This is a genomic window from Candidatus Flexicrinis affinis (genome assembly GCA_016716525.1).
Taxonomy (GTDB): Bacteria; Chloroflexota; Anaerolineae; order Aggregatilineales; family Phototrophicaceae; genus Flexicrinis; species Flexicrinis affinis.
On record JADJWE010000007.1, the window covers coordinates 99,357 to 112,771 of the forward strand.

The following is a 13,415-nucleotide window of genomic DNA, read 5'->3' on the forward strand; positions in this document are numbered from 1 at the left end:
CCCGGACTGGTAGGGCGGGTGGGCCAGCACATAACCTACGCTACAATGGTGCCAGCCACACGATAAAGTCCAGCACCATTCACGCACGATGTCGGCGTCGCCCGGTCTCCATTCGTTTCGCCCGGCCGAACACCTTCGGGTCCGAAATCACTACCCCCGCTGCGGCGTCCACAGTTGGCCTTTGGCCCTAGGGAAACGCGGGAGCACGGCGCATGGCGGACCATCGATTCACATTGACCGACCGCGAACGCGAGATTCTGGCGGGCCTTGTCGAAGGGTTGACCAACGCCGAAATCGCTGCGCGCCTGCATCTCGGCACTTCCACCGTCAAGTGGTACAACTCGCAGATCTATAGCAAGCTCGGCGTGAACAACCGCGATCAGGCGGTCGCTGTCGCCGAACGCCAAGGTATCCTCGACCGTTCACCGGAAGTCGAGTCCATCCCGAACAACATCCCGGCGCAGGCGACACCGTTCATCGGGCGTGACAAACAGGTCGCAGCGCTCAAACAGCTGCTCTACGACCGGCGCATCCGATTGATCACCGTCTTGGGCGCGGGTGGCATGGGCAAGACCCGCCTTGTGCTGGAGGTTGCTGCGCAGTTAGTCGCAGAGAAGTACGGCGAGTTTGCCGATGGCGTCTTCTTTGTTTCGCTGCAACCGACCACCGACGCGGCTAATATCGTCTTTCAGATCGCCAACAGCCTCGGCATTCCGCTGATGGGGGAGAGTCCCAACCCGCGGCAGCAGCTTGTAGATGCGCTGGCCGAAGAGCGCCTGCTGCTCGTGATGGACAACTGGGAACACGTGCTGGACGGCGCGACGCTGCTGCCGGACATCCTCACCGCGGCGCCCTACGTCCGCGTGCTCGCAACTTCGCGTGAACGCCTGAACCTGACCGGCGAGACGATCTTCAGCCTGACCGGTATGGAGTTCCCGACGGGAAACGAGCCCGAAGCCGTGGCGCAGTACGAGGCCGTGCAATTGTTCATCCGCACTGCTCAACAGGAGCAGCCGAACTGGCAAGCCACGCCTGAACACCTCGGCTATGTCGCGCGAATCTGTCACGTCACGGAGGGGATGCCGCTTGCCATCATCCTCGCGGCATCGTGGCTAGACACGCTGACTGTCGAGCAAATTGCCTCCGAGATTCAGCGCAGCATCGACTTTCTGGAGACGGAAATGCGCGACATCCCGGAACGTCAGCGCAGCATCCGCGCCATTTTCGACTATGCGTGGAACAGCTTATCGCAGCCCGAGCAGCGCGTGTTTATGACGCTGGGCGTATTTCGGGGCGGATTCACATTGCAGGCCGCGCAAGCCGTTGCGCAGGCATCGCCGCGCGCGCTGCAGACGCTGGTCGCCAAGGCGCTCGTTACCCGCGTAGGCGGCGAGCGGTACGACGTTCACGCGCTGCTGCGGCAGTACGCCGAAGAGAAGCTCACTGAGTCGGGAACGCTTCATGCCACACTGGATCGCCACGCGGAATACTTCGCAGACTTCGTCCATCAGCGTAACGCGGCGCTCAAAGGCGCCGGCCAGAATACCGCCGCGAAGGAACTTGAAGCCGACTTCGAGAACATCCGCATGATGTGGTACCGGGCGATCGGCACGCGCAGCTACGGCGTGTTCTACCGCAGCGCCGATACATTGTGCTGGTTTTGCCACGTCGCCCTGTACCTGACGGAAGGCGAACAGATCTTCAGTGCCGCGTGCCGCTCGCTGGAACTTCGGCTGGACGATCGCGAATCGGCGCATGTCTGGTGTCATCTCCAGCTTCGCCTATTTTGGGTGCAAATATGGCTCTACGGAATTGCCAAGCCGTTTTCGCAGGCGCTGGAACGGGCGAAACGATGGCTGGATATCGCAATCGACTCGGGCAACGAGACCGACATCGCGATATGCCACTGCTTTATCGGTACGGTCGCCGGTCTCGATCAGCGGGACGACGCGCTCTCCGCGCTAGACGAGAGCCTGTCGCGTTTTCAGCGACTTGACGACCCGTTCTACGCCGCATGGACGCTCCACTTCCTGTACTTTTACTGGGAGAGCAGAGATCTGGAACGCGCGCTGGCCCATCAGCGGGACGCTTTAGCGCTGCGGCGCGAGCTCGCCGGACCGTACGGGTTGTCGTTGGCGCTCCTGCACGTCGCGATCAGCGAACTCGAGCTGGGCGATCTCGATGCAGCCGAGGCGTGCGCGAACGAAGTGCTGTCATTCACGCAAGCGCGTGTGCGCTACTCGTGGGCATCGCTGGTGGTTGGCGACGTGGCGTTCTTCCGGGGCGACTTTCAAACCGCGCGCGAGGAATCGGTCGCGGCGATCAATGCGTACGCGACGATTCGTCAGCAGCGTGTTCGAGGGTTCTCTCACCTGAAGATCGGAATGATCGCGGCCGTAGAAGGCAAATACGCAGTCGCGCTCGATCTCTATGAGATTGCATCGAGCACCAACCCGAACCCGCGCTACATGTACTTCCTCAACTGGCTTCTCGCGTTGGCTGCGTACGGAACGAACGACAATGTGCGCGCGTCCGCCGCTAACCGCTATGCGCTGTCGTCGTCGCTGAAGATCGGCGCTATTGGGCGTATGCTCTGGTGTTTTCCGACCACGGCGTTGATCGAGACGCAGCGCGGCAACCTCACCCTCGCGGCGAAGCTCCTGTCGCTGGCGTTCAACCATCCCAAGAGCATCACGGGATGGCTCAAGAACTGGCCGCTGATGGACGAGTTGAAGTCTCGTCTGCGGGCGGCGCTTGGCGACGACGACTTCGAAAGGATGTGGAATGAGGGTGCAGCGCTCGATCCGGTGGAACTGGTGACGCGCTATCTTGACGAGAGCGCCTAACACGACGCGCGCCGCATTCGGTCGAAATGCGGCGCGCGTTGAGTTGGGGTTGCTGCGATCGTCACTGCGGACCATATATGGGCGTTACGTAAGTCCGTTCGGTGCGCGGCTCACGGTAACGGCACGGCGTCGCGTACTGCGGGCTGCCCTGCACGCGTTGTGACGGATCGGACGCAGGTTCGCGAAGGGCGCCCGCCGCGCGGGACTCGGTTTGCCGAACCTCGTACTGCAGAAGGTCACGCACCCATTGCGGCGCGCTGGAGGCAACATACGGCACTGTCTCGGCGTCCGGCAAGTACACGTAACGGGTTTCGTACTGCTGGCGGTCGCAGACCCACTGCGGCGCAGGCGGGCTGTCGGCCTGCGCCCACGCCAGCGAACCGGTCAGGAGTACGGCCGCCAGCATGATGACGATGCCCACGCGCTTGACGTTACCCGAAAGGCCGCTGGTCTGCAGCGACTGCATGCCGGCGAGACTTTCGTTCGCCGCTTCGTGAATCAGCTCAGTCCGACGATTCTTGTGATTTTGATACTCAACATCGTGTCGCATGATCGTGTGTCCTTCCCTCGTGGGCGATAAACACACGTTAGGCGACGCCGGGTTTGAGAGTCACCTCACTGCGGTATGGAGTCGGGTAGGAAAAGGTTTGAACCTTGCCGATCCCGCGGGGCATCCGAGCCGACTACTGGCTGTATTCCTCGTAGTGTGCGCGGTGCCCGGCAAGCCGGCCAACGACGGCCAGTATCGGGAATAGGAGGGTCTGAACGATCTGCGATGGCCCTGCGAGCCGGAACTCATCACGGAAGTGGTTCAAGATCACAGCGATACGCAGGAGGTTCGGTTTGGCGCTGTCGAGCTTGCCGTCCTGCTGCAATCCCCACAAAGATTCGAAAAGCTGCTGCGTCCGCAGGGCAGGCCGGGTCTGCCAGTTCATGACGACCGGCGATTGTTCCGCATTCCACATGGCGTGATGCGTTCCGGGCGGCACGATGAAGTACTCGCCCGCGCGATAGGTCCGTGTCTCCCCACCAATTTCGGCCGTGATCTGGCCCTGCACGACATCAAACCGTTCCTCTTGGCGTGGATGATAGTGGGTGGGAGGCCGCTTGCTGTGCGGGTTGTAGGTCACCTCCACCTCGAACAGCGCGCCGCCGGTTTCGTCGGCCGTGCGCAGAAAGCGAATCGAGTCACCGGTTTTCGGATCGGTGAACGCACGGCTCATGGTCGCCTCCTTAGGCAGAAAGATTTCGAACCGCATTACGGGCGGAGTATACCGCGAGTCAAGGTTCGACACCGTCAGCTACACCGCTTGCGTTGGCCGCCGTCAGCCGTTGATTGACCACCTACAGGGCGCCGCGCCTCTCGCCTCTCTGGCGCGTCTCGATTTCACCGCTGGCACTGCACTCTATGCCCAATCGCCGCTGCATCGGTGCCGCTTGTCCGATGACGATCACGGGCCCCGGTTGAGCGTGTGGACCGGGGCCCGAGAGCAAGGGCGCTAGAGAGGTTTGTAAGCCGTAATGCGCGCGCTGAAGATGCGCGGCATACCCTCCTGACGCGGGACAATGTCCTCGGCGCCCACTTTATCGACCACCTGAATGTCGATAAAACCCACATCGGCCATCATGTCGGTGTAGACAGCAGCGTCAATGGCTCCGGTGACGCACTCGGCCCACTTGGTGCCGTCCGCACGCAGATCGTCGCTAAAGTCCCCCTCGGTCACGATGTCGCTGATGCTGACGCGCCCACCCGGCTTGAGCACGCGAAAGGCTTCGCGGAAGACCGGCACTTTGTCCGGCGCGAGGTTGATGACGCAGTTGGACACGATGACATCGACGCTGTTGTCGTCCACCGGCAGCGCTTCGATGTGCCCGTGGCGAAATTCGACGTTGTGCAGACCCATGCGGTCGCGTGCCGCGTTGGCTTTCGCAAGCATTTCTGGCGTCATATCCACGCCGATGACGTGCCCGGTCTCACCCACCTGACGCGCGGCCAGAAAGCAGTCGATCCCGCCGCCGCTGCCTAGGTCCAGTACCGTATCCCCCGGCTTCAGACTGGCAATACTGACCGGGTCGCCGCAGCCCAACGAGAGATTGACCGTCTCCTTGTCAAGCGTCTGGATCAATTCGGCGCTGTACAGGCCGCTGTCGCAGCCGCAGGCCGAGTCGCCGCAGCAGCCACTGGAGCTGGTCGCTTGAGCGATCCCGGCATAGCGCGCACGAACCGTGTCGTGAATCTGTACATTGCTGCTCATAGTGTGCTCCTCACATATTGATGCATGTCGATACAATGACCCCAAAAAACGCGTTCCTCACCTGCGGCGTTCGCATTCGACCAGAACCCGGCCAACTGCCATGCGCTCTCCTACTGCGTTTCATCGGCCAAAGCCTCTGCGGATTGGACCTGTATCCGCAGTTTGTCCGTATTATATCGACGCGTATCAATATGTCAAGCACGTGATGATCGCTGATGCGAGGAACTGTCCGCCCGTGCCTCACACTTCGCGGCATGACCCGCGCGGATGCACTTAACGGCGAGAGACCGGGGCAAAGCCGGAAGTCGTGACACTCTAGGTGGCTATGCCCCGGATCGATCACCTACTGGCGCGACGCGGGTCAGAAACACACGAAAGGTGCCGGTGTCCCCGTTATTTCATGCGTCCGGTCGCGCGGATGAACCACCTCATACAGCTGTGGAACACGTCTGGCTCCAAGAACATCATCGGGCAGCCCACCGAGATGACGTTTGCCCCGATCTGACGGCATTTCTCGGCCGCGGCCTCGGATGCGCTTGATCCCATCAGCGTATTGTTGTGCATCCAGATACGCCGGACGCCTAATCCCAGCGCTTCGTCGACGATTTTCTCGCTCACGTCCGGGCTGTTCATGATGAAGACGGCGTCCACACCGCCGGGGATGGCGCTCAAGTTTGGATAGCAGGTATCGCCGTGCAGCGCTTCTGCTTCCGGGTGCAGTGCAAAAACCTGATAGCCATGGTTGCGCAGCTTGAGGTAGATCGCGCCGGCGCCACTGTCCTTGGTCCGCGAAAGCCCTGACACGGCGATACGTTTCTGGGCCAAAAAGTCCTCGACTCGTTCCTGATGACTCATGGTGATGGTTGACATAGTTGCCTCGCTTGTTCTGCTCTTACCTGATGATACGAACACACTGCGGAGCGGTTTCGGCAGTCACCCGTAAAAGTGATAAAATGCACAAGATTCTGAGATGTCTGTCATTCTCTTTGGGAACATCGCACCAACAGCCGGAAAGGGGCAGGGGCAATGCAGATCCTCGTCCTATACCAGAGTCGCAGCGGCCACACGCGCCAAGCGGCAGAAGCCATCTCCGCGGCCGCCCGAAACCTCGGCCACAGCGTTGCCACTAAGTCGGTGATCGAGGTGCGTCAGGCTGACGTCGAGCAGGCCGAGCTGCTGTTTGTCGGCACATGGATTCAGGGATTCATTCTGTTTGGCGTGAAGCCTGCAGGGGCAGATCTGTGGGTTCCGGCGCTACCGTCGCTGGCGGGCAAGCCAGTGGCCATGTTCTGCACATACGCCTTCAACCCGCGCCGCGCCATGGATCGACTGAGCGATCTGCTGAAGGCACGCGGGGCGACGGTTGTGGGTCAGAACACGATTCACCGCAGCCGTCCCGGCGACGGTGCGGAGGACTTTGTCCGGCAGACGCTGTCCGCCCTCAGCCCGACCTGATCGGCACGCTTCGATAGAGCAGGCGACCGCCGATTTCGTCGGGCCGTCAGCGGTTGATTGCACCCCCATCGGATGCTACGATTCGAGTCGAACCGGTGGAGGTGTGCTGTGCCCGAACAAGCCCTGTATCTCAAGTGGCGGCCGACCACGTTTGACGACGTCGTCGGGCAGGAACACATCGTGCATACGCTGCGCAGCTCGCTCAAGACCGGGCGCATCCGGCACGCGTACCTGTTCAGCGGCCCGCGCGGCACCGGCAAGACCACCATGGCGCGCCTGCTGGCGAAAGCCGTCAACTGCACCCACCCCGACATCGAAGCGCGCCCGTGCGACGAGTGCGAGGCGTGCCGTACGGTCAACGAGGGCCGCTACCTCGACCTGATCGAGATCGACGCGGCCACCCACACGGGCGTGGACGACGTACGCGACCTGCGCGAGAAGATCCAGTTCTCGCCGGCCGAAGGGCGCTACAAGGTCTACATCATCGACGAAGTCCACCGCTTCAGCGGCAGCGCGTTCGATGCGCTCCTCAAGACGCTGGAAGAGCCGCCCGGTCATGCCATCTTCGTGCTGGCGACTACCGAGATCGACAAGGTCCCGCAGACCATCAAGAGCCGCTGCTTGCAGTTCGAGTTCCGGCGCGTGTCCGTTCAACAGGTCGCAGACCGGCTCGAACAGATCACGTCGGCGGAAGGGCTGAAGGTCGAACGCGCGGCGCTCGAACTGGTCGCCCGGCAGGGCACCGGCAGCGTGCGCGATTCGATCAGCCTGCTCGACCAAATGGTCAGCGATCCGAACGATGTCATTACGCTCGACCTTGCGCAGCAAATCCTCGGCACAGGCAACCGGCAGGCGGTCGTTGAGTTGATCGACGCCATCGCCAACGAAGACCTCACGCGCGGGCTATACGTGCTCAACAGCGCCATCGACCACGGCAGCGACCCCCGCCAATATGCGCGTTTGACGGTCGAGCATTTGCGGTCGGTGCTGCTCACCCAAACCGCCGGGCCGGACTTGATCGACGCGTCGACGCAAGAACGCGAGTTGTACGCACATCACGCCGATGCCATCCCGCGTTCAAGGCTGGTGCGGGCGGTGCGCGCGTTCAACGATGCGGTCAACGACAGCCGCGGCGGGTGGCAGCCCCAACTGCCGCTTGAACTGGCGCTGATCGAGACGCTGCGGGCCGCCGAACCAGAGCCGGTGGCGTATGCCGAGCCTGCCGCGGGTCGCCCGCAAGCTGGCCTCGCGCCGGCGCAGCAGCCCACCCAGCCTGATCCGGCCATCGAGTCGACACCGCCCGGCACCCCGCCGATCATTCCCCCTGCCGACATCGCGCAGAAGTGGGGCCAGACGCTCAAGGCCCTCGAGCGTTACAGCTCGACCGGCCCCGCGGTGCTAGAACACTTTAGGATTTCGCGAGTGGACGGCAATTTGCTGTACATTGCGACAGATAATGCCGTATACTATAAGCGACTGGCCGGGCAAGACCAGAAGCTAAAAGCCATCTCCCGAGCCCTTAACGACGTCCACGGCCTGTGGTTGAGAATTCAGGTCGAACTCGTGGGAGACGCTGCCCGCCAAGGCATCACGGACAGTCAGGTGGCTGAGGACCCCTTCCTCACCACAGCACGTGAACTGGGGGCACACGTGCTGCCGGACTCCCCAAACGAATGACATCCACATAGTTGGTTGGGTTACGGGCGTGACGATTCTTCGTGCGTCCCACGTTTAGCCGTGTTGGCTAGAAAGGCAAACCCCGATGGCCGGACTCGATCCGGAGCGTTTTCGCGCTCTGGGTTATCGTGCGATCGACATGATCGCAGAACAGCTCGCTAACCTCCCCGACGGCCCGACGCGCCGTCCGGTCCCGACCGATATCCGGCATGGGCTTGAGCTCCAGCCGATACCCGAACACGGGGCCGATCCGTTCACCCTTCTCGACCGCGTAGAAGACGAAGTGCTGGCCTATCCGATGGGCAACCCCAGCCCGCGCTTTTTCGCGTGGGTCAACAGCACGCCGTCGCACATCGGCATCCTCGGCGACATGATCGCCTCTGCGATGAGCCCGAGCGCGGCCGGCGGCGATCAAGCCGCGACCTACGTCGAGCGCGCCGCGCTGACGTGGATCAAGGAGATGCTGGGCTTCCCGCAGGACGCGCAAGGACTGCTCGTCAGCGGCGGGAGCATGGCAAACCTGACCTGCCTTGCCGTGATGCGCCACGTGATGAGCGATGGCGGCGTCCGCGAGAACGGCATGATGAACGAACCGGCACCGATGGTGATCTATACCTCGCAGCACGGTCACTCGTGTATCGAGAAGGCCGTCCACATGCTGGGAATCGGGTCGCGCAACCTGCGCACGATCCCGCTCGACAGCCAATACCGCATGGACGTGAACGCACTGCGTGAGGCGATCGCCGCGGATCGCGCGGCTGGTCTGCGCCCGGTGTGCGTGGCGGCCAGCGCCGGCACGACCAACACGGGCGCGATCGACGCGCTGGACGAAATCGCCGACCTGTGCGAAGCCGAAGGCCTGTGGTTCCACATCGACGGCGCCTACGGCGGCTTCGGCATCTTGGCCGAGCAGACCAGCGGCCTCTACACCGGCATGGAGCGCGCCGACAGCATCGCCGTCGACCCGCACAAGTGGCTATATATCCCGGTCGAGTGCGGCTGTGCCATCGTCCGCAACGGCGCGGCCATGCGCGAGACGTTCAGCCTCGTGCCGGCCTACTTGCAGGAAGACCGCGCCGAGCCGTGGTTCAGCGAGTACGGCCTGCAGCAAACGCGCGGCTTCCGCGCGCTGAAGGTGTGGCTGACGATCCAGCATTTCGGGCTGGAAGGCTACCGCGAACTGATCACCAACGACATCAACACGGCCTACGACCTGCGCCGCAAGCTGTACGCGCGCGACGACTTCGAGGTCGTGACCGCCGGCCCGCTGAGCGTGACGTGCTTCCGCTTCGTCCCCGCCGGCGTGCCGGAGGATCAGCTCGACACGCTGCAGCGACAGGTGGTGGAATGGACGAACGCCAGTGCGCGCGCGTTCATCACTACGACGATGATCGATGGCAAGGTGGTCATCCGCGCCTGCCACGTCAACTTCCGCACCACGCCGGCAGACCTCGACATCCTGCTCGACACGACTCGAGACAGAGTCCGGGGGCATTTGTTTATGCGATCCGTGCGTCCGTAACGGGATGAATCCGACCAAGCGCGCCGGATATTCGAAAACTGCTGTAGATTGTGTAAAGCAGTCTCCATCAACCTCTCGCAGCCTAATAAGGAAATCGAAAATGATTCGCACCAGCGCCTGTCAGGTCTTGGGCATCGATCATCCAATTGTGCAGTCCGGAATGGCGGGCGGCTACACCAGCCCGGAACTCGTCGCGGCGGTGTCCAATGCCGGCGGCCTCGGCGTGCTGGGATGCCTCGATCGCAGCCCCGAAAGAGCCCGCGACGACATCGACAGGATTCGATCGCTGACCGACCGGCCGTTCGGCGTCAACTTCGTGCTGCATCTGCGCAACGAAGAGACGTTTCGCGTGTGCCTCGACCAGAAAGTCCCCGTGTTTTCGTTCTTTCGCGGCGATCCCGAAACGCCGGTCAAGCAGGCGCATGCCGCGGGAGCGAAGGTCATTCATCAGATCACTACCGTCCAAGAAGCCCGCCAAGCCTGTGATGTCGGCGTCGATGTGTTGGTGGCGCAGGGCTGTGAGGGCGGCGGTCATGTCGGGCTGCTGCCGCTGATGAGCCTTCTGCCGGAGGTCGTCGCAGCCGCCGGGTCAAGGCCGGTGTTGGCGGCGGGCGGCATCGTGGACGGACGAGGACTAGCCGCGGCGATGTGTTTGGGGGCCGCCGGCGTCCTCATGGGTACGCGCTTCCTGGCAACCGAGGAGTGCTCCGTGTCTGCGATCCACAAGCAAGAGATATTGAAGGCGGGGCTGGGCGACACGGTCGCCAGCGGAGAGGACGGTGTGTGGGATATGCTGTGGGGCCATGACTGGCCCGGCATACAGGTGCGCGCCATCCGCAACGCGATGGCGGACTGGATCGGCCGTGAAGACGAACTGCGCGCAGTCTTGGATCAAGAGCGCGAGAAGTTCCGGCGCGCATACGCCGAGGGCGACCGAAGCCGAATGGCGCTGCTCGCCGGTGTGGGCGCCGGTCGCATCGACAGGCTTCAACCCGCAGCGGAGGTCGTGCGCGAGATCGTCGCAGAGGCAGAGCGAATCCTCGGCCGCCTTGCACGCGAGGCCGTACAGTGAATGAACGGTTCGATATGAGAGCTTCGTGAAATCCGGAACAAACACGACCGCCTTACCGTTTACGATGGTGTTGGTATCGTATGCAGTTCTGGAGGAAGACGTGAAACAACTCGCTGCCGTATTCACTCTCATTGTCGTGCTGCTCCTCGCAGCAGCCCCGCTCGCTTCGGCGCAAGATGCGCCAAGCCTTTCAGACACCGCATGGACGCTCGTGTCCATTGACGGACAGGCAGTCCTAGACGGCACCGAAATCACGCTGACTTTCGACGAGGACGGCCGTGCTGGCGGGTCCGCTGGCTGCAATTCGTACGGCGGCGAGTACACCCTCGACGGCGACTCGCTGACCTTTGGCTCGCTGTTCAGCACAATGATGGCCTGCGAAGAGTCGATTATGCAGCAGGAGAGCGCGTATCTCGCCGCGCTGCAGTCCGCAACCGGCGTTGAATGGGCCAACGGCCAGCTCGTGATCACATACGGAGAAGGACAGGAACTCGTGTTTGCATCCGCTCTATCGCTGGAAGGCGCTGAATGGACGCTCGTCTCGATCGACGGCGCGGCGCTGGTCGACGGCACGGAAATCACGCTTGTCTTTGACGGCGAGGGTGTGTCCGGCAGCGCGGGCTGCAATCGCTACTCGGGCAGCTATACCGTCGACGGCGATACGCTATCGTTCGGCCCGTTCGTGACCACACGCATGGCGTGTACAGAAGCGATCATGGCGCAGGAACGCGCGTTCCTAACCGCGCTGGAAGCCGCGACGGCATACCGTATTGCTGACGGACAACTGGTGATCGTCTACGGCGACGAGCAGGAACTGATCTTCGACGCCGTGCTGCCCGTCGTGACGGTGACTGTAACTTACCGTGAACGTATCGCCTTGCCCGCCAACGCCGAGATAACAGTCACCATCGAGGACGTCGCACGCGCGGACGCGCCAGCCACGGTGTCGGTCTCGCAGACGATCGTCAGCGGCGGCGCCAACGTCCCGTTCACGTTCGAACTGCCGTACGATCCGGCGCAGCTCGACGACCGCGCGATGTACTCGGTGCGGGCGCAGATTCGCGTCGACGGTGCGCTGTGGTTCACCAGCGACACGATCGCGCCGGTACTCACTCGCGGCGCCGGCACAAATGCGACACTGGTGCTCGTCCGCGTGCCGTAGCCGCGCCAACCTGGGGGGGGCGCTGGAGTTCGGGGCGCTGGCCTGGACATGCAGGGGGGGTCGCTGGACTGTGAAATGGCCTTGTCAGGGGGGGGGGGGGGGGGGGGGGGGCATTGGGCGGCGCGGGGGGGCGATGGTGTCTCGTTGAACGGGCTTCGCGTGGTCTCCCCGGCGGTTGCGCCCCCAGGTGCCTGACGGCCGAGTATCACCGTTGCCGACGGCGCCATTGTTCCATTGCTCGAGCAAACGCGGACGCGCAGCCGCGCCAGTGTCCTGCCATTCGGCGTACAGAAACGCCGCACGCCACTCCGAACCCCGCCCCGGCAGAACGTTGGGGCGGGTCTATATTGTGTTCGTCGTCCCAGTGACGAATGCCTAATCCACCTCGATGCCTTCCACGCTCACGGCGTTAATCATCGCCATAACCGCGTCCGTAAGCATCGGGAGCAATTCGACAGCATGCATGTTCTCGATTACCTGTTCGGGACGCGTTGCGCCCATGATGGCTGTACTCACATTGGGGTTCTGAAGGCACCAAGCCAGTGCCAAACGCGGCATGGTCGTACCGAGTTCAGCTGCGATCTTGGCCCATGTGCGAATCGCCTTGAGACGCGCCTCACCCACGGGGCCTTCCAGGCGTTCTCGAAGCCACTCCAGACCCGGCTGGTTCGCCAGCGAATCGGCGGGGATGCCTTCGTTGTATATGCCACTCACCAGTCCTGCGGCCAATGGAGAGAAGACCGTTGTCCCCAAACCAATCGTCTCGTAGAGCTGGCTGTATTCCTGCTCCACGCGATAGCGGTGCAGCAGATTGTATTGGGGCTGCTCCATAGTCGGTGGGATCAGGCCGTACTGACGCGCCACGGTATAGGCCTCCATGATTAGTGAGGCGGGCCATTCGGACGTACCCCAGTAGAGCACATCGCCGCGCAAGATAAGTTCTGTCATCGCCCGCACGGTTTCCTCAACGGGCACTTCTGGGTCGGGACGATGACAGAAATACAGATCCAGATAGTCGACTTGCAGCCGTTGGCAGGCTTGGTGACAGGCTTCGAAAACGTGCTTACGGCTAAGTCCCAGTTGCGTTGGTCTGGCATCTTTCCCGTACGATCCATGCATGACCTTACTGGACACGATGTAGCTATCGCGCGACCAGCCCGCCTTCTTGAGCGCCGCGCCCATCAGTATTTCAGATTGGCCGTCACCGTAGACCTCAGCATTGTCGAAGTAATTGCAGCCCGCGTCATATGCCGCGGTTAGACACTCCAGGACCAAGTCGATATCTGGCTGACCACTGAACATGGCCCAGAATCCGTAGGATATCGCACTGACTTTGAGGCCTGATTTGCCAAGCCGACGGTAGATCACGGTCGTCCCTTTCTTCTTTCTCTGCGAACCTGTTCTCAATGCAGCCGCAGTGGCGGCA

At 62.3% G+C, this 13,415-nt stretch carries 11 protein-coding genes; 6 read left to right on the forward strand and 5 right to left on the reverse strand.

The features are described 5' to 3' along the window. The first annotated feature begins 212 nt into the window (after positions 1-212). Positions 213-2,846: an AAA family ATPase gene (locus IPM16_18015; protein ID MBK9124996.1), complete on the forward strand. Its 2,634-nt coding sequence runs from the start codon at positions 213-215 to the stop codon at positions 2,844-2,846. 61 nt (positions 2,847-2,907) lie between these two features. Here the strand turns inward: IPM16_18015 and IPM16_18020 are convergent, their stop codons facing one another. The 4 genes from IPM16_18020 to IPM16_18035 all read right to left on the reverse strand — a co-directional run bounded on the left by IPM16_18020 (position 2,908) and on the right by IPM16_18035 (position 5,971). Further along, positions 2,908-3,396 (reverse strand): hypothetical protein, encoded by a 489-nt coding sequence (locus IPM16_18020; GenBank protein MBK9124997.1) that lies wholly within the window; start codon positions 3,394-3,396, stop codon positions 2,908-2,910. A 133-nt stretch (positions 3,397-3,529) separates the two neighbouring features. Further along, positions 3,530-4,069, reverse strand: coding sequence for a cupin domain-containing protein (locus IPM16_18025; protein ID MBK9124998.1), 540 nt, complete (start codon positions 4,067-4,069; stop codon positions 3,530-3,532). 276 nt (positions 4,070-4,345) lie between these two features. Next, positions 4,346-5,101, reverse strand: coding sequence for an arsenite methyltransferase (gene arsM, locus IPM16_18030; protein MBK9124999.1), 756 nt, complete (start codon positions 5,099-5,101; stop codon positions 4,346-4,348). Between the two features lie 393 nt (positions 5,102-5,494). Then, entirely contained in the window at positions 5,495-5,971 is a 477-nt protein-coding gene (locus tag IPM16_18035) for a CoA-binding protein (protein ID MBK9125000.1), read from the reverse strand. 156 nt (positions 5,972-6,127) lie between these two features. Here IPM16_18035 and IPM16_18040 point away from each other — a divergent pair, with 156 nt between their 5' ends. The 5 genes from IPM16_18040 to IPM16_18060 all read left to right on the forward strand — a co-directional run bounded on the left by IPM16_18040 (position 6,128) and on the right by IPM16_18060 (position 11,989). Next, positions 6,128-6,556 (forward strand): flavodoxin domain-containing protein, encoded by a 429-nt coding sequence (locus IPM16_18040; GenBank protein MBK9125001.1) that lies wholly within the window; start codon positions 6,128-6,130, stop codon positions 6,554-6,556. A gap of 108 nt (positions 6,557-6,664) precedes the next feature. Beyond that, positions 6,665-8,233: a DNA polymerase III subunit gamma/tau gene (dnaX, locus tag IPM16_18045; protein ID MBK9125002.1), complete on the forward strand. Its 1,569-nt coding sequence runs from the start codon at positions 6,665-6,667 to the stop codon at positions 8,231-8,233. 85 nt (positions 8,234-8,318) lie between these two features. Beyond that, positions 8,319-9,755 carry an aminotransferase class V-fold PLP-dependent enzyme gene (locus IPM16_18050; protein MBK9125003.1) on the forward strand — a complete coding sequence of 479 codons (1,437 nt, stop codon included), beginning with the start codon at positions 8,319-8,321 and terminating at the stop codon, positions 9,753-9,755. A 100-nt stretch (positions 9,756-9,855) separates the two neighbouring features. After that, positions 9,856-10,827, forward strand: a complete 972-nt coding sequence (locus IPM16_18055; protein ID MBK9125004.1) for a nitronate monooxygenase — start codon at positions 9,856-9,858, stop codon at positions 10,825-10,827. Between the two features lie 25 nt (positions 10,828-10,852). Continuing rightward, positions 10,853-11,989, forward strand: coding sequence for an META domain-containing protein (locus IPM16_18060; GenBank protein ID MBK9125005.1), 1,137 nt, complete (start codon positions 10,853-10,855; stop codon positions 11,987-11,989). Positions 11,990-12,364: 375 nt separating this feature from the next. On the opposite strand, the gene IPM16_18065 is transcribed toward IPM16_18060, so the two are convergent. Next, positions 12,365-13,357, reverse strand: a complete 993-nt coding sequence (locus tag IPM16_18065; protein MBK9125006.1) for an aldo/keto reductase — start codon at positions 13,355-13,357, stop codon at positions 12,365-12,367. Positions 13,358-13,415: the final 58 nt, after the last annotated feature.

What these genes read in the sequence shown, in the direction of transcription:
- IPM16_18015 (MBK9124996.1), top strand. Translation starts at nt 213, where the DNA reads ATGGCGGACCATCGATTCACATTGACCGACCGCGAACGCGAGATTCTG.
- IPM16_18050 (MBK9125003.1), top strand. Translation starts at nt 8,319, where the DNA reads ATGGCCGGACTCGATCCGGAGCGTTTTCGCGCTCTGGGTTATCGTGCG.
- IPM16_18040 (MBK9125001.1), top strand. Translation starts at nt 6,128, where the DNA reads ATGCAGATCCTCGTCCTATACCAGAGTCGCAGCGGCCACACGCGCCAA.
- IPM16_18025 (MBK9124998.1), bottom strand. Translation starts at nt 4,069, where the DNA reads ATGAGCCGTGCGTTCACCGATCCGAAAACCGGTGACTCGATTCGCTTT.
- arsM (MBK9124999.1), bottom strand. Translation starts at nt 5,101, where the DNA reads ATGAGCAGCAATGTACAGATTCACGACACGGTTCGTGCGCGCTATGCC.
- IPM16_18020 (MBK9124997.1), bottom strand. Translation starts at nt 3,396, where the DNA reads ATGCGACACGATGTTGAGTATCAAAATCACAAGAATCGTCGGACTGAG.
- IPM16_18055 (MBK9125004.1), top strand. Translation starts at nt 9,856, where the DNA reads ATGATTCGCACCAGCGCCTGTCAGGTCTTGGGCATCGATCATCCAATT.
- IPM16_18035 (MBK9125000.1), bottom strand. Translation starts at nt 5,971, where the DNA reads ATGTCAACCATCACCATGAGTCATCAGGAACGAGTCGAGGACTTTTTG.